This window comes from Actinoplanes sp. NPDC023801, assembly GCF_040639655.1.
Lineage (GTDB): Bacteria > Actinomycetota > Actinomycetes > Mycobacteriales > Micromonosporaceae > Actinoplanes.
Map to the genome: position 1 here is coordinate 70,040 of NZ_JBFAAI010000020.1, position 16,372 is coordinate 86,411.

At 69.7% G+C, this 16,372-nt stretch carries 14 protein-coding genes; 8 read left to right on the plus strand and 6 right to left on the minus strand.

The features are described 5' to 3' along the window. Window positions 1-117 precede the first annotated feature (117 nt). The 6 genes from AB0G04_RS30015 to AB0G04_RS30040 all read left to right on the plus strand — a co-directional run bounded on the left by AB0G04_RS30015 (window position 118) and on the right by AB0G04_RS30040 (window position 6,169). Complete coding sequence (locus AB0G04_RS30015) at window positions 118-1,272, plus strand: acyl-CoA dehydrogenase family protein (protein ID WP_360989298.1); 1,155 nt, start codon at window positions 118-120, stop codon at window positions 1,270-1,272. 191 nt (window positions 1,273-1,463) lie between these two features. Then, on the plus strand, window positions 1,464-2,681 hold the full coding sequence (locus AB0G04_RS30020; protein ID WP_360989300.1) for a PAS domain-containing protein: 1,218 nt from the start codon (window positions 1,464-1,466) through the stop codon (window positions 2,679-2,681). Beyond that, the gene (locus AB0G04_RS30025; RefSeq protein WP_360989303.1) at window positions 2,567-3,493 is read left to right on the plus strand and encodes a HAMP domain-containing sensor histidine kinase; all 927 of its coding nucleotides are present in this window, start codon (window positions 2,567-2,569) and stop codon (window positions 3,491-3,493) included. Before AB0G04_RS30020 ends, AB0G04_RS30025 begins: the two co-directional genes overlap by 115 nt. A 334-nt stretch (window positions 3,494-3,827) precedes the next feature. Beyond that, window positions 3,828-4,502 (plus strand): GAF and ANTAR domain-containing protein, encoded by a 675-nt coding sequence (locus AB0G04_RS30030; protein WP_360989305.1) that lies wholly within the window; start codon window positions 3,828-3,830, stop codon window positions 4,500-4,502. Continuing rightward, a complete protein-coding gene (locus AB0G04_RS30035) occupies window positions 4,499-5,641 on the plus strand; it encodes a GAF domain-containing protein (protein ID WP_360989308.1) in 1,143 nt (380 codons plus the stop codon). Before AB0G04_RS30030 ends, AB0G04_RS30035 begins: the two co-directional genes overlap by 4 nt. Window positions 5,642-5,791: 150 nt before the next feature. Continuing rightward, window positions 5,792-6,169: an ANTAR domain-containing protein gene (locus AB0G04_RS30040; protein WP_360989311.1), complete on the plus strand. Its 378-nt coding sequence runs from the start codon at window positions 5,792-5,794 to the stop codon at window positions 6,167-6,169. On the opposite strand, the gene AB0G04_RS30045 is transcribed toward AB0G04_RS30040, so the two are convergent. Further along, entirely contained in the window at window positions 6,129-7,286 is a 1,158-nt protein-coding gene (locus AB0G04_RS30045) for an acyl-CoA desaturase (protein WP_360989314.1), read from the minus strand. The two genes, AB0G04_RS30040 and AB0G04_RS30045, sit on opposite strands and share 41 nt — an antisense overlap. Before the next feature lie 370 nt (window positions 7,287-7,656). Here AB0G04_RS30045 and AB0G04_RS30050 point away from each other — a divergent pair, with 370 nt between their 5' ends. Further along, entirely contained in the window at window positions 7,657-11,025 is a 3,369-nt protein-coding gene (locus AB0G04_RS30050; RefSeq protein ID WP_360989316.1) for a CARDB domain-containing protein, read from the plus strand. Window positions 11,026-11,215: 190 nt separating this feature from the next. Here the strand turns inward: AB0G04_RS30050 and AB0G04_RS30055 are convergent, their stop codons facing one another. After that, on the minus strand, window positions 11,216-11,920 hold the full coding sequence (locus AB0G04_RS30055) for an HAD-IB family hydrolase (RefSeq protein WP_360989320.1): 705 nt from the start codon (window positions 11,918-11,920) through the stop codon (window positions 11,216-11,218). After that, window positions 11,917-12,948, minus strand: coding sequence for a ketoacyl-ACP synthase III (locus AB0G04_RS30060; RefSeq protein WP_360989323.1), 1,032 nt, complete (start codon window positions 12,946-12,948; stop codon window positions 11,917-11,919). Before AB0G04_RS30060 ends, AB0G04_RS30055 begins: the two co-directional genes overlap by 4 nt. Window positions 12,949-13,316: 368 nt before the next feature. On the opposite strand from AB0G04_RS30060, the gene AB0G04_RS30065 reads away from it, so the two are divergent. Next, window positions 13,317-14,078, plus strand: coding sequence for an AfsA-related hotdog domain-containing protein (locus AB0G04_RS30065; RefSeq protein ID WP_360989326.1), 762 nt, complete (start codon window positions 13,317-13,319; stop codon window positions 14,076-14,078). A 179-nt stretch (window positions 14,079-14,257) separates the two neighbouring features. Here AB0G04_RS30065 and AB0G04_RS30070 read toward each other — a convergent pair whose 3' ends face one another. The 3 genes from AB0G04_RS30070 to AB0G04_RS30080 form a co-directional block, all read right to left on the minus strand. Continuing rightward, window positions 14,258-15,283 (minus strand): hypothetical protein, encoded by a 1,026-nt coding sequence (locus AB0G04_RS30070; protein WP_360989329.1) that lies wholly within the window; start codon window positions 15,281-15,283, stop codon window positions 14,258-14,260. Window positions 15,284-15,321: 38 nt separating this feature from the next. Beyond that, the gene (locus tag AB0G04_RS30075) at window positions 15,322-15,771 is read right to left on the minus strand and encodes a MarR family transcriptional regulator (protein WP_360989332.1); all 450 of its coding nucleotides are present in this window, start codon (window positions 15,769-15,771) and stop codon (window positions 15,322-15,324) included. Window positions 15,772-15,840: 69 nt separating this feature from the next. Further along, entirely contained in the window at window positions 15,841-16,365 is a 525-nt protein-coding gene (locus AB0G04_RS30080) for an isochorismatase family cysteine hydrolase (protein WP_360989335.1), read from the minus strand. Between the last annotated feature and the right edge of the window lie 7 nt (window positions 16,366-16,372).

Genomic DNA, 16,372 nt, shown 5'->3' on the forward strand with positions numbered 1-16,372 from the left:
CGGTTTCCCAGCATGCCCTGATGGGGCGGCGATATTCGGCACACGCCGGAGTGTTGCCCAGGGCACGCTACGCACCGGTAACATTGCCCCGGGACGACCTTAGGGAAGGTTAAGGGCATGGCTGAATTCGACGTCTACCGGCTTCCGGAGGACCACGAGACGATCCGCGCCGCCGTGCGTGAGATCTGCGACGCGCGGGTCGCCCCGCACGCCGCCGAGGCCGACGAGACGGGAGAGTTCCCCAAGGCGTCGTACGACGCCCTTCGCTCCGCGGATTTCCACGCGCCACACATCCCGGTCGAGTACGGCGGTGCCGGCGCGGACGCCCTCGCCACCGCGATCGTGATCGAGGAGGTGGCCCGGGCCTGCGCCTCGTCATCGCTGATCCCCGCGGTCAACAAGCTCGGCACCATGCCGCTGATCATCGCGGCCTCCGAGGAGCTGAAGGCCAAGTACCTGTCGAAGGTCGCCGCCGGCGAGGGCATGTTCTCCTACTGCCTCTCCGAGCCGGAGGCCGGTTCGGACGCCGCCTCGATGACCACCCGCGCGGTCCGCGACGGCGACCACTGGGTGCTCAACGGCGTGAAGCGCTGGATCACCAATGCAGGCGTCTCCGAGTACTACACCGTCTTCGCGGTCACCGACCCGTCCGCCCGGTCCCGCGGCATCTCCGCCTTCGTGGTGGAGAAGTCCGACGAGGGCGTCAGCTTCGGCGCGCCGGAGAAGAAGCTCGGCATCAAGGGCTCACCGACGCGCGAGGTCTACTTCGACAACGTGCGCATCCCCGCCGACCGCATCATCGGCGAGGAGGGCACCGGCTTCGCCACCGCGATGAAGACCCTCGACCACACCCGGGTCACCATCGCGGCGCAGGCCATCGGCATCGCGCAGGGCGCGCTCGACTTCGCTCTGGGGTACGCCAAGGAGCGCAAGCAGTTCGGCAAGGCGATCGCGGACTTCCAGGGCCTGCAGTTCATGCTGGCCGACATGGGCATGAAGCTGGAGGCGGCACGCCAGCTCACCTACGCGGCGGCCGGCAAGAGCGAGCGCGGCGACGCCGACCTCACCTACTTCGGCGCGGCCGCGAAGTGCTTCGCCTCCGACGTGGCCATGGAGATCACCACCGACGCGGTCCAGATCCTTGGCGGCTACGGCTACACCCGCGACTACCCGGTCGAGCGGATGATGCGCGACGCCAAGATCACCCAGATCTACGAGGGCACCAACCAGGTGCAGCGCATCGTGATGGCGAGGCAGCTCCTGAAGGGCTGACGAACCCGGTTCGTCAAGATTTCGGAACGGGGCCGACGCCGGTGGTCGGCCCCGTGATTCACTTTTCCCGTTATGTCAGGGTTCAGCTGACACCTCTCCCGCGCCGGTTCTCCGGCGTGGGTCAGCGCTCCGACCCGTCAGCACGCGACAGCGGCGGGCCGCATGTCGTCGTGCGGAGGGGCGGGCCCGTCGTGACCGCGGCGGGGGAGCCGGACTTCCGGCGCCTGTTCGAGAGCGCACCGGTGGCGCTGCTGGTGATGGATCCCGATCTGACGATCCGGCAGGCGAGTGACGCTTTCCTGGCCGTGACGACGACGCGGCGCGAAGTGATCTTGGGCCGGTCGGTCCTCGCGGTGTTCCCCGATGATCCGCACGAGCCCGGGACGGCCGGCGGTGGCGATTGGGCCGCCTCGCTGCGGCGGGTCGCCGACGGCCTGGTGGCCGACGTCATGCCGGTCCAGAAGTACGCGGCCGCGGGCGAGGGGGTCCGCTACTGGGCGCCGGTCAACGTGCCGGTGCTCGACGAGTCCGGGAGACTGGCGTGGATCGTGTGCCGGGCCGACGAGGTCCCGCCTGATGTGCGGGAGCTGCGCGGCGACGCCGGCGAGGACGACATCCCCGCGGGCGGCGGGTGGCGGTACCTGGCCGAGCGGAACCGCGAGCTGCGGGCTGTCCTCGACAATCTCGACCTGGCGGTGCTCGGCTGTGCTCACGACGGCCGGGCGATCCTGGTCAACCCGGCAGCTGAACGCCTCGTCGACGCGGTGGGCGAACCGGCCGGAACCGGCGAGGCGGGGCGCACCGGGATGGCGTTCCTCGATGTCGGCGGCCGGCGGGTCGGCGTCGAGCAGGATCCGATGGCCCGGGTGCTGCGGGGGGAATCCGTGCGGGATGCCGAGGTGTGTGTACGGACGGAAGGCAGCCCGCCGAGGACCTTTCTGGCCCACGGCGTTCCGGTGCACGGGGCGGGGCGGCTCGCCGCGGTGGTGGCCTTCCATGACGTCACGCTGCTGACGAGGGCGAAACAGCTGAAGGACTGCGAGGTCGCCGTCTCCGAGCTCCTCGGCAAGCCGGGACCGTCGGAACTCATCCTTGCGAGCGCCGTCGACCTGGTCGGTGTGATGCTCGGCTGGGCCGGTTCCGAGTTCTGGAGCACGGACGCGGTCGGCGAGGTGATCCGGCGGCGCAGCCATTGGCAGCCACAGGGGCGCGCGGTGGCCGGCCTCGACCGCATCGGCGGTCTCCTCGCGGGTGAGGGTCTGGCCGGTCGCGCCTGGCTGAGCAGGACACCGGTGTGGGTGACGGACTCAGCGCCGATCCGCTCACCGCCGCCCAGACGGACTGGGGCCCGCTGCGTGCCGCACTCGCCGTGCCGATTCCCAGCGGCTCATCGGTCCTCGGCGTACTGATCTGCTACAGCGACCATCACGAGACGCCCGACGACATGCGTACGGCGATTCTGGTCGGTATCGCCGCGCACCTCGGTGAGTTCCTCGAACGGCGTCGCGCCGACGAGTCCTTCACCGCGCTGGAACAGAGCCGTGACGAGTACATCACTCTGGTCGGTCACGAATTGCGCACCCCGTTGACCGGTATCCAGGCAAACGCTGAGATGTTGCGTGCCGAACCCGACATGCCGGCCGCCGACCGGCAGCAGATGCTGGAGGTGATCCATCGGCGTGCGGCGGACCTCAACCGGCTCGTCGCGACCCTGCTCGACGTGGCCGGCATGAGAGCCGGGCACATACCCCTGCGGCGCCGCCGCGTCGATCTCGTCGAGATAGTCCGGGCCGCCGCCGGCGTCCGGGACGGCCCGGCCGCCACCGTTGAACTCGACACCCCGGCATCCGGCCCGGTCTACGCCGACGCCGACGCCGATCGGATCCGCACCGCCATCGAGGAGCTGCTTCGCAACGCACGAACCTGGGCGCCCCGGGACAGCAGCATCGGGATCACGGTTCACGGTGATCAGCGCACCGCCGTGGTCGCGGTCTCCAACACCGGTCCGCGAATTCCCGCCGACCAGCACGCCCGGGTCTTCGAACTGTTCTACCGCAGTGACGAGCTGCGCCACGGCGGCGTTCCCGGTTCCGGTCTCGGCCTCACGCTCGCCCGGGCGATCGTGGAACAGCACCAGGGGACTCTGACCGTCAGCGAACCGGACGCGGACACGACGACGTTCACCATCTGGCTGCCCCGCCACGCCGGTGAGGCGCAGTGACAGCCACCCCCCCCCCCCCGGGCGGACGGAACGGGACCGTTGCGACAGCACGCCGGCCGGGCCCCGGCCGAGGTGTACTGCCGGCGGGACCGATGCGGCTGATCGCTCGATCCCGGCGTAGGTTCTAAGATCTGCTGTATCCGGCGGTGTTCTCGGCGGGATGCCAGGAGTTCGTGGTGCTGGATCCGAATCCGATCGAATGCCTCGGGGTGGGGGCGGAGGGTTCCGTCATGGTGGACCGGTGCGTGCGCTCGCTCGGAGTCGGCCGTGATCTCTGTGGATGACTCGGAGCGCCGGCTACGGGTGCAACGATTGGTGGCCGACCACGGCCCCGATGGACAGTCTGTGCAACGCCTGTCTCTCCGGTCTCGGTGGGGTCCGCGGTGGTGGCGTGACGGTGATGGCGCCCCACACCCGGCAGGTTCGCTACGCGAGTGACCCGATCAGCGCCCGGGTGGAACAGTTGCAATTCCTTCTCGGCGAGGGGCCGTGCCGCGACGCGTACACGCGATCCGATCCGGTGCTGGCCGAGGATCTGCAGGCACCGGTGTGGCAGGAGCAGTGGCCGGCGTTCGCGCCGGCGGCGGTACTGGCCGGCGCGCAGGCGGTGTTCGCGTTGCCATTGCGCGTGGGTACGGCACGCGTCGGAGTTCTGGATCTTTATCGGGACACCGCGGGCGGGCTGGCCGAACAGACTCTCGCCGACGCGCTGGTCCTCGCGGACGCGGTCACCGAGTTGCTGCTTGCCGAAACTCTGGCCGGCGGGGACGGCGATCCGGTGCTGGCCGAGGGGCCCGGCGGATATCTGCTGCAGCGGGCGGCGGTGCATCAGGCCACCGGGATGACCAGCGTCCAGCTCGCGGTGCCGGTCGAGGATGCGCTGGCCCGGCTGCGGGCGTACACGTTCGCCACCGGCCGTGAGCTTGACGAGGTGGCCGCCGACGTGGTGGCCCGCCGGCTGCGGTTCAACGAGCTGGACGACGACGACAGGGCGGGTGAGTTTCGGTGAGCGCATCTGAGGATGCGGCGATGATGGACTTCCTGGTCGAGATGTCCGACACGCTGGTCGCCGACCTGGATACCGGTGGGCTGCTGCACTGGGTGGCCGAGCGGGGTGTACGCCTCCTGACCGCGCAGGCGGCCGGGTTCATGGTCGCTGACGAACGCGGAACTCTGCGGCTGCTGGCCGCGGCACCCGTACACATCTCGGGCGAGGAATTGTTCGAGGCGCCGTCCGCGCCGGCCAGCTGGTGCTTCGTCACGGGGGATCCGATGTTCGACGTCGACCTCGACGTTCCCGATCTCCGGTGGGCGGTGTTCGCCGCGCAGGCCCGGATGAGCGGGTTCGGGTCGGTGGCAGCGGTGCCGATGCGGGTCCGTGACGAGGTGATCGGTGTGGTGAGTGTGCTGCGGCACCGGCCCGGTCGTTTCACCGACGAGGAGTTGCGCCTGATGCGGGCGCTGGCGAACGTGGCCACGGTCGGGCTGCTGGTACAGCGCGACGCGGGGTACCGCACGACCCTGGCCGCCCAGTCCCAGTCGGTCCTGACGGGGCGAGTGGCGATCGAACAGGCGCGGGGCATTCTGGCCGAGATCCTCGGCGTGGATGTCGACACCGCACTGCGGGAGCTGGACCGCCATGCCACCCGCACCGGCCGGAGCCTGCGGGCTGCCGCCCGGGAGGTGGTGGCCTGCCTCCCCACCGCCGGCCGGGACAACGGCGCCACGTCGCCCCTGCTGGTGCAGCCGATCACCATGGATTCGCTTGCGGGGCTGCGCTCGCGTGTGCGGCCGTGGCTGCTCGGTGCGGGATTGTCCGGCTCGGCACTCGACAGCTTTCTGAGAGCCGTCCACGAGGCCGCGGTCAACGCGGAGCAACACGCCGTCAACGGCCGGTTGTGGCTCTGGACTCATCAGGGCAGCGTGTGGTGTGAGGTCAGCGACGACGGTCCCGGCATGCCCGCCGGTTTCGAGATCCCCAGCGGGCCTCCGGACCCCAACGGGCATCAGGCCGGACTGTGGCTCATCCGGCGGATCTGCCCCGATCTGGAGATCACCAGCAGCGCCCGCGGAACCAGACTGCTGCTGCGCCGTCCGTCGCCCGTTCGAACCGCCGGGAGCGGCGCTCCATCGGCGGGCGACGATTAACCTTCCGAGAACGTCACCGGCTGGTCATGATGGATGCGGTCCCGCTGGTCGACCTGCCGGCGAGGAGGGGACGGCGGCAACGGACGAGCGGCTGCTTGGGGCAGGTGCCACCGGGAGGCAGTGCATGCGGTGCAGGCGGGCTTCCGGTCCGTGCACGCCTTTCCCCTGCGGTTGCGTACGCAGGTGATCGGCGCCCTGAACATCTTCGGCAACTCCACCGGCGGAGCCTTCGAGCCCACGGATGTGCCGGTCATGCAGGCGCTGGCCGACGTCGCGACCATCGGCCTGATGCAGGAACGCGCCATCCGCCGCAGCGAGGCGCTCGCCGAGCAGCTGCAGGGAGCCCTGAACACCCGGATCATCATCGAGCAGGCCAAAGGCGCTCTCGCCCAGGTCCGCGACATCAGCGTCGATGAGGCGTTCCGCGTGATCCGGGCTTACGCCCGTAACAACAATCAGCGGCTCACCGTGGTCGCCGAGCTGATCGTCACCGACCCGACCGCACTTCCCGGCCCGACCCGGTCCTGACGCCGTCGTCCGGGGGCGATGCCTTCCGCTCCGCCGCGGCGGCCCGCAACGGGCTGCCCACCTCGTGCAGGTGACGCAAGGCCTGCCGGTACGACTCGACCAGGCTCGTCTCCACATACGGGACGCCCACCTGCGCGCAGTACGCCTTGACGATCGGCCTGGCCTTGCGCAGGTTCGGTGCCGGCATGGCGGGGAACAGGTGGTGTTCGATCTGGTGGTTCAGGCCGCCCAGAAGCGTGTCGACGAGCCACCCCCCGGTGACGTTGCGGGAGGTCAGCACCTGTTTGCGCAGGTAGTCCTCGTCGCCGGTCGGATGCGGCATGCCCTTGTGGTTCGGGGCGAACGTCATGCCGAGGTACACCCCGAAGACCGCCTGGTGCACCACCAGGAACGCCAGCGCCTGCAGGGGCGACAGCACTACGACCAGGGCCGCCACGTAAGTCACCAGGTGCACGGCCAGCAAGCCGGCCTCCAGCCCGCGCTGCTTCATCCCGGGGCGTACGAGTGCCTTGATGCTGGAGATCCGGAGGTCGATGCTGAGTAACGTCAGCAGGGGGAAGAACAGGCCTGCCTGGTGCCGGCCGACGAAGGCCTTCAGTCCGCGCCGGCCCAGTGCCGACTCGGTCGCCCAGATCAGCACCTCCGGCTGCACGTCCGGATCGAGATCGTCATGGTTCGGATTGTTGTGATGCCGGGTGTGTTTCTCGGCCCACCAGCCGTAGCTCATCCCGATCGCGACGTTGCCGGCGGTCCGGCCCACCAGCTCGCTGGTTCTCCTGGTCCGGAAGACCTGCCGGTGGGCGACGTCGTGCGCCAGCAGGCCGACCTGCGAGAACACGAGCCCCATCAGCGCGGCGACGACCAGCTGCCACCACGACGGTCCGATCAGGAAGAACGCCAGCCACACGGCTACGAACATCGATCCCACGACACTCATCCGTACGGCGTAGTGGGCCGGGCGCCGTTCGAGCAGCCCCGCCTCGGTGATACGCCGGTTCAGTACGGCGAAGTCGCTGCCGGCGGCCTTCGGATGTTCTCCGGCGTACGCCGGGTCGCGGGGTGGCGCCGCGCCGGTGGACCGTCGTGACCCGGTGGAAGAGGAACCGGTGATGCTCATTCCGCGACTCCCTTGCAGTGTGCTCCCGACTCGATCGGGGTGGGAGCGAGGTTGAGGACGAGGGCTGCAAGGGTCTGGGCAGCGCGGTGGCATCAATACCCGCGCAGGGTACGGGCAAACCGGATCGCCGGTCGGCTTTCTTTGCGTTCGGATGCGGCCCGGTGCAGGGACTGGACGCACAACGTTGACGAACCAATGACATATCTGAAACATTGAATCCCCCGGCTCGCAAAAAGTTGGCAGCTCGACGAAATTTTGCGTGATCACGCCGGAAAATCGCACCTCGGCGCACCTTCCCCCTCCCGCTCCCCTCGGTGCGGGGCGCCCGCTTCAGTGGGCGCCCCGCGCCGGTCCGACAGGACGGACTCCCATGAAGCCGACAATCCTCAGCCGAAGACTGGTCAGCGTGGCGCTCGCGGCCGGCCTGGCCGTCTTCGGCCTCTCGCCGGTGGCCGCCCACGCGGCCGGTGGCCCCAACCTCGCGACAGGTAAGGCGGTCACCGCCAGCGGCGCCCTCGGGGCGCAGCCGGTGTCCGCCGTCAACGACGGGAATCAGAACTCCTACTGGGAGAGCCCGAACAACGTCTTCCCGCAGTGGGTCCAGGTCGACCTCGGCAGCAGTGTCGCAATCGACCAGGTCAAGCTGAAGCTGCCGCCGCCGTCCGCGTGGGCCACCCGCACGCAGACGCTGAGCGTGCAGGGCAGCACCAACGGCTCGACGTTCAGCACTCTTTCCGCCTCTGCCGGACGCGTCTTCAACCCGGCGACCGGCAACACGGTCACCATCGACTTCGCCGCTGCGACGGTCCGCTACGTACGGGTGCACATCACCGCCAACACCGGCTGGCCGGCCGGGCAGCTGGCCGAGTTCGAGATCTACGGCGTGGCCGGCCCGGTCGACCCGGACCCGGATCCCGACCCGCCGACCGGCGCCAACCTGGCCGGTGGCAAGGCGATCGAGGCATCCTCGACGACGTTCAACTTCGTGGCGGCCAACGCCAATGACGGCAACCTCAACAGCTACTGGGAGTCGGCGGGCTTCCCGTCCACGCTGACCGTGAAGCTGGGCGCCGACGCGAACGTCACCGGCATCGTCGTCAAGCTGAACCCGGACCCGGCCTGGGGCCCGCGGACCCAGAACTTCCAGGTGCTCGGCCGGGCCGGTACGGCCACCGCTTTCACCGAGCTGAAGCCTCGCGCCGACTACGGCTTCAACCCGTCGGGCAACCAGAACACGGTGACCGTCCCGGTCAGCGGGCGGGCTTCCGACGTACGGCTGCAGTTCTTCAGCAACAACGGCGCACCCGGTGGCCAGGTCGCCGAGCTCCAGGTGATCGGCTCGTGGGCGCCGGCGCCGGACCTGGTCGTCACCTCGACGACGTGGAGCCCGGCCGCTCCGGACGAGACCTCCGCGATCACGCTGACCGCTGTCGTCCGTAACGCCGGTACCGTCGCCGCGGCGGCGTCCAAGGTGGACTTCAAACTGGGCGGCACCGTCGTGGCGAGTGCCGACGTGCCCGCGCTCGCGGCCGGGGCATCGGCCACCGTGACCGGCAGCGCGAGCGCCCGGGCCCAGGGCAGCTACACCGTCTCGACGACGGCCGACCCGGCGAACGCCGTGGCCGAGACCAACAACGACAACAACACCTTCACCGCCGGATCACCGCTCGTCGTGGGCCAGTCGCCCGGCCCGGACCTGCAGGTCACTGCGATCAACATGACGCCCGCCAACCCGGCGGCCGGGGCGGCGGTCAGCTTCACCGTCGCCGTGCAGAACCGCGGCATCAGCGCCGCGGGCGCCAGCACCACCCGGGTGGCCGTCGGATCGGCCACGCTGACCGGGGCGACCCCGGCGATCGCGGCCGGTGCCACCACGACCGTGACGATCGGCGGCACGTGGACGGCGACCAGCGGCGGTGCCACCGCCGTGGCCACGGCCGACTCGGCGGGTGCGGTCGCGGAGACCAACGAGAACAACAACACGCTGTCCCGCTCCATCGTGGTCGGACGGGGCGCCGCCGTACCGTACGTCTCCTACGAGGCGGAGGCCGCCCGTTACCAGGGCACGCTGCTGCAGGCCGATCCGCTGCGCACCTTCGGGCACACGAACTTCGCCACCGAGTCCTCCGGCCGGCAGTCGGTACGCCTGAACAGCACCGGGCAGTTCGTGGAGTTCACCTCGGCGAACCAGGCCAACTCGATCGTGGTCCGCAACTCGGTGCCGGACTCGGCGAGCGGCGGGGGTCAGGACTGGACGATCAGCCTGTACGTCAACGACGTGTTCAACCGCAAGCTGACTCTGAGCTCGCGCAACAGCTGGGTGTACGGCACCACCGACGACACCGAGTCGCTGTCCAACACTCCGCAGGCCGACGCGCGCCGGCTCTTCGACGAGTCGAACGCGCTGCTCGGGCAGTCGTACCCGGCGGGTACCCGATTCAAGCTGCAGCGCGACTCGGGCGACTCGGCGGGCTTCTACATCATCGACACGATCGACCTGGAGCAGGTGGCCCCGGCGCTGAGCCAGCCGACCGGTTGCGTCTCGATCACCAACTACGGCGCGGTGCCGAACGACGGGCTCGACGACACGGCCGCCATCCAGCGCGCCGTCACCGACGACGAGAACGGCGTGATCGGTTGCGTCTGGATCCCGGCCGGCCAGTGGCGGCAGGAGCAGAAGATCCTCTCGCCGGACCCCACGCGCGGCCAGTGGAACCAGAAGGGCATCCGCAACGTGGTGATCCGCGGCGCCGGCATGTGGCACACCCGGCTCTACACGAACACCCAGCCGCATCAGGTGAGCGGCAACATCAACCATCCGCACGAGGGCAACGTCGGATTCGACATCGACGACAACACCCAGATCTCCGACCTGGCGATCTTCGGTAACACGCAGAACCGGGCCAACCGCGGCCACGGGCTGAACGGCCGGTTCGGCAAGAACACCAAGATCAGCAACGTGTGGATCGAGCACGTCAACGTCGGTGCCTGGGTCGGCCGCGACTACTCGGACACGCCCGCGTACTGGAACCCGGGCGACGGTGTGGAGTTCACCGGAATGCGGATCCGCAACACGTACGCCGACGGCATCAACTTCTCCAACGGCACGCGTAACTCGCGGGTGTTCAACTCCTCGTTCCGGACCACCGGCGACGACGCCCTGGCGATCTGGGCCAACCCGTACGTGAAGGACCAGAACGTCGACATCAACAACAACGACCACTTCCTGAACAACACCGTCCAGCTGCCGTGGCGGGCGAACGGCATCGCCATCTACGGCGGTCACAACAACTCCGCACAGAACAACCTGGTGTACGACACGGCGAACTACCCGGGCATCATGCTGGCCACCGACCACAGCCCGCTGCCGTTCTCCGGGACCACGCTGCTGGCCAACAACGGGCTGTACCGGACCGGCGGCGCGTTCTGGAACGAGGACCAGGAGTTCGGTGCGATCACCCTGTTCCCGTCCACGAAGGACATCACGGGCGTCACCATCCGTGACACCGACATCATCGACTCGACCTTCGACGGCATCCAGTTCAAGAACGGTGGCGGCAACATGCCGAACGTCGCCATCACGAACGTACGCATCGACAGGTCGAACAACGGCGCCGGCATCCTGGCGATGAGCGGGGCACGCGGCAACGCGGTCCTGTCCGGCGTGACCATCACCAACTCGGCCGACGGCAACATCGTCATCCAGCCGGGCTCCCAGTTCACCATCTCCGGCAGTTGATCCACGGGGTGTGCGGGGACCGTCCGGTCCCCGCACACCCTCAGGGCACCCTCCCCAGCCGGCTGCCGCAGGCCCGCGAGTCCGCCGGGGCGGCCGAGACGCGGGCCGGCGGTGTGGCAGGCCCGCGGGTCCGCCGGTGGCAACCCGTGAGCTGTAGCTCCGGCACCTTGAGCGCGGCCGATAGGCCGCCTCAGGTACGGCTCGCGGGCCGGGCCTCCACCGTGGCGCAGGTGGTCGCGGCAAGGATCGGCCAGCCCTCGCGCTCGGCGACCGCGGTCAGATCGGGGTCGCGGCCGATGACCGTGGGATGGCCGACCTCGGCGAGGAACGCCAGGTCGCTGGAGTGGTCGCCGTAACCGAAGCAGCGGGCCGGGTCGGCGCCCCGCCGGGCGATCAGGCCGAGGACCGCCGCTCGCTTGTTGTTCCCGATCATCGGCATCGCCACCTCGCCGGTCAGTCGGCCGGAGTCGTCGATCAGTGGCTCGGTGCAGAGCACCACGTCCGCGCCGAGGTGTGCGGCCACCGGGCCGAGACAGGGCCGGAACGATCCGGAGACCAGGGCGACCTGGTGACCGGCCGCCTGATGGAACCGGAGCGCGGCGATCCCCTCGGCGAGGAACGGAGCGGGACGGGTGAGCAGCTCCGCGTACCAGCGCTCGCCGGCCGCCAGCAGCCCGTTCCAGCTCTCGCCGGCGAAGAGCCGGTAGTAGGCGCGGTTGATCTCGCTGCGCGGAACCCCGGACGACGCGGCCTGGCGCAACGCACCGGCCTGCTCGTCGTAGCGGGTGCCGTCGTCGCCCCGCGACGCCAGGTGGAAACGCAGGAAGTCGAACATGCTCTTGGTGTCGACGAGGGTCTCGTCGACGTCGAAGAAGGCGATTGTCACCGCGCTCACCACCGGACCAGGCTCATCCCGACGGCCATACCGCCGCCGAAGGCCACGAGCAACACCAGATCGCCGGGTTCGACGTGACCGGCGCGCACCGCACTGTCCAGGGTGACCGGGACCGACGCCGCACCGGTGTTGCCGTAGCGGTCCACGGTCCGGTGCACGACCGCGTCCGGCAGGCCGAGGTCGGTGGCCAGGTCGTCCAGCATGCGCCCGTTCGCCTGGTGCGGAACCACGTGCCGGATCTCCGCCGGATCGATTCCGCTGTCCCGCAGGAACTGCCGGACCAGCACCGGGACGTGCGCGGCGACGAAATCGCGGACCGCGCGGCCGTTCATGGTGAAGTACTGACTCCCGGCGTTCAGGCCGTCCACGGTCAGCGGCGAACGGCTGCCGCCGCCGTGCACCCCGATCAGGCCGGCCCGGCCGCCGTCGCTGATCAGGCGGTGGGCGAGCACTCCGGAGCCGTGTGCCACCGGGCCGGCCACCACCGCGCCGGCCCCGTCGCCGAACAGGATCGTGGTGCGCCGGTCGGCCGGGTTGAGGATGCGGGAGTAGACATCCGCGCCGATCACCAGCGCACGGGAGCCCTCCCGGCCGGCGACGAAGCGTTCCGCGGTGCCGAGGGCGAACACGAAGCCGCTGCACACGGCGTTGAGGTCGAACGCGGTCGCGCCGGTCGCGCCGAGCATCGCCTGCACCAGGGTGGCGGTGGGTGGCTGCGGATGGTCCGGGGTGGAGGTGGCCACCACGATGAGGTCGATGTCGGCAGCGGTCAGGCCCGCGTTCGCCAGGGCCCGGCGCCCGGCTTCGGCGGCCAGGTCGGAGGTCGCCTCCGACGGTGCCGCCCAGCGACGGCTGCGGATCCCGGTCTTGCCGATGATCCACTCGTGGTCGACACCGGCAGGCCGGCCGACGTCGTCGTTGCTGACCTCGCGTTCCGGCAGGTAGGAGCCGGTGCCCAGGATGCCGGTGGGCTGATGCCCGGTCGATGGCGAGCCGGCCGGGGCCGGAACGGCGATGGCGGTGCTCATGATGTCCCCCGAATGAAGATCAATTGTTATCGGCCGCAAACAACCGGATTGTTTTGCTAATTGTGTGATCGGCTGCTCGAAAGTATCCACGGCCTCGGCCGGGGTCAATGCGGATGTCCGGAAAGTGATTGTGACCGCCCGCACATCCCATTGTTGGAAGTGTCACCCCGGCGACGGTGCAATGGTGTTGACACTCAAAGTAGCGAGCAACTACGTTCAGTCCGAACGCGACTGTGGCCCGCATCCTGCGCGGCCCGGCGGAAATCGGGGGCGACTTCTGCTGTTCGCCGGCGGTCTCTTGACCGGCCGGTGGTTCGGCGTGCCTTTCCGGCCGCGTCGTAACTTGTTTATTTCAGCGAGGAGTCATCGTGCGAAAGATTTGTATCGTCGGCGATCGTTTCCGCGGTCTGGAGCAGCATGACCGGGTCAGCACGCTGAGCGGCTTCACCCGGTCCCTCGGCAGCGGAGCACTGGACACGCTGGACGAGAACCTGGTGCTGGTCGCCGGGGACGGCGTCGGGCCGTACGAGTGGGACCACCTGGCGGAGGCGCTCGCCCGCCGCGGCCTGGAGGATCGCATCACCATCGAGGCGCGCACCGAGCCGCTGGTGCGCCGGGGCGAGGCGCACAAGCACCGGGAGACGAACATCCTGGTGGCGGGCCTGCACCGGGTCGGCGACGGGCACTTCGCCGGCTCGCTGCGGGTGCACAACGACAACGAGCTGCTGCTCGACCACCAGACCGGCCAGCACGTGCAGGGCATGGTCTCGGTCGAGGCCGCGCGGCAGATGTTTCTGGCCGTGACCGAGCGGTACTACGCCAGTGTCTGGCCGCAGAACCACTACTACTACGTGCTGAACTCGATGAACGTGACCTTCGAGAACTTCCTGTTCCCGATCGGCGCGACCCTCGACCTGCACGTCGAGCGGGCCGAGGTGGACCGGCCGGAGCGGCTGGCCATGGCGGTGCGGGTCGACCTGTCACAGGCCGGCCGGCGCTGTGCCTCGGTCGCGATCGAGTACACCGCCTTCGAGTCCTCGGTGGTGGAGGGCAAGGAGACCCGGCGGGCCGAGGCGGCCATCGACATCGTCCTCGACCGGCACAACGCGGAGGAACTCGTCACCGTCTGACGGAAAGCGGAACCCGGCGCCGCCGGGTGACATCGGCCCGGCCGGTGTCACCCGGCGGCGCCTTTCCGTGTGCCGTACCGTCGAAACGGTTCGAAAGAAATGACGCCGCCGGGAATGCGTGTCGAACGCATTCCCTCAGCAATTGTGTGTGAAGTCCGGGCGTCTGATGCGCCCGGACTTCACACACAATTTACGCCGGACTCCATTGCTGCGACGCTAATCGTGAATCCGGCTCCGGCGCTGATGAAAATATCGGTCCGAACGCGGTCGGCGCGGGCTTGGGCATCGGCCAGATTGGCGATCAGGTCGCCCGCGCCGAGATGTCCGGTGATCGGGCCGAGCCGGCGCAGCGGCAGGTCGGTCAGTGCGGCGACCGCCGGCACGTAGAGCGAATCCAGCGTCGCATTCATGAGCCGGGGCGGATACACCACCCCGTCCGCGGTCCGGCCCTGTTCGGCCAGGTCCGAGAGCACCTTGGCGAGCAGCTTGCCCACCATGCCCCGCATCGCCTCGGCGAGCGCCTCGCTGCCGTTCTCCTGCAGGTAACGGCGCTTGGTCGCCTGGACGTCGACCGGCCAGGAGTCCTCCGGGGCCGCTGCGGCCGGCCGGTGCATGCTCTCCAGATGCGGCAGCGCGCCGGTGTGCAGGCTCAGCAGCGTGCTCGACGGTCCGCCGGGCGGTGCCGGATGCGATGCCGGGACGGCCAGCACCGCCGTCCCGGCATCGCCGTACAGCACCCCGTAGTCGCCGGACCAGCGATCGAAGCCCGGCCCGCGGAACGCGTCACCGGTGCAGATCAGCGCGGTGAACGCGGTGCCCGCCCGGGCTGCCCGGTCGGCCAGGTGCAGTGCGGCACCGGCGCCGTTGCACATCTGCTGCAGGCCGATCGGATTGGCCGTGGTGAGCCCGGCCCGGTCGGCGAGCGCGTGGGCCGGCGACCAGAAGTGGGCGCCCTGGAAGTAGGTCCAGGCGTAGTAGAGGTCCTCGACCTCGGCGGCCGGCTGACCGCTGCGGTCCAGCGTGGTCCGGGCCGCCGCGGCGGCGAGATCGACCGGGCTGCCGTCGGTGGCCGGCAGCGTCGTCGCCGGATCGGCCTCGGGGTGGCGGCCCCGCAGCCGGCCCTCGGCGATCGCCGAGGCCAGGGTGTCGGTGGTACCCGGCAGTTCCAGTGTCGCGGCGTGCAGGCGGAGATGGTGCCTGGTCATGGTGAACCCCCGTGGTGGCGCGGCCGGAACCGCGCGGGTCACCGACCGGCGGTCTCGATCGCGGAGATGAGTCTTTCCACGTACTCCCGGAGCTGGTCCCGCTCCGTGTCGGAGAACGCGTCTGCCATGCGCTGCTCCAGCTCGACGGCTCGCTCGTCGGCCTTGCGCAGCAGGGTCTGCCCGGCTCGGGTGAGCCGGGAGACCAGGACCTGACCGTGGTCCTCCGAACGGCGGCGCTCCACGAGCCCGCGCGTCTCCAGGTTGGCCAGCATCGTCGCCATCGTCTGCGGGGTGACCATGCAGCGCCGGGCGAGGTTGGCCCCGGAGATCCCGGGATGTTCGCCGAGCACGAGCAGGGCGCTGTATTGCGGGACGGTCAGGTCGAGGTCACGGAGGACGGCCGTCTTGCCGGCGATGACCACCTGCTCGGCTCGTTTGACCAGGTTGCCGAGTCGCTGCTCGATCGGCAGTCGCGTAGTCGTTCGCACGCTTCGCCTTCCCGGAACGGCCTCGCCTCCCGGTGCCGGCGAGGGTGGTCAGAAGATGCGGCCACTGTATCAGGGCCCTGATGTGTGTTCCACCTCCGATGGTTTCCATGAGGCTGCTGTGGCCAGGGTGACCAGCTTGTTCAGAACCTGAACGGCCTGCCGGTGTCCCTCGGCCGAGAGACTGCTGGTGGCGTCCTCGAGCACCGTGACGCGGAATCCGAGGGCCGCCGCCTCCCGGGCCGTCACGCCGACACCGTGCGAGAGCGCGATGCCGGCGAGGACCACGTGCGTGATCCCGCCGGCCCGCAGCCGGTCGGCGAGCGGCGTGCCGTCGAAAGCGCCCAGGCCGTACTTCGTGATGACCGGGTCGTCCGGCCGCACCTCCAGGGCGGAAACGATCCGGTTGCGCGCGGCCCCGGGATCGGCGCCCGGTCCGGTGCCGTCGAGGTAACGCACCCAGTACACCGGCACACCGGCCGCGCGGGCGTCCGCGGCGAGCACGGCGCACCGCTCGACCACCTGAGCGCCGTGTCGCGGTGACAGCGGCATCCGGGTGATCCAGGTCTGCAGGTCGATCAGAACCAGCGCTTCCATCGTCAAC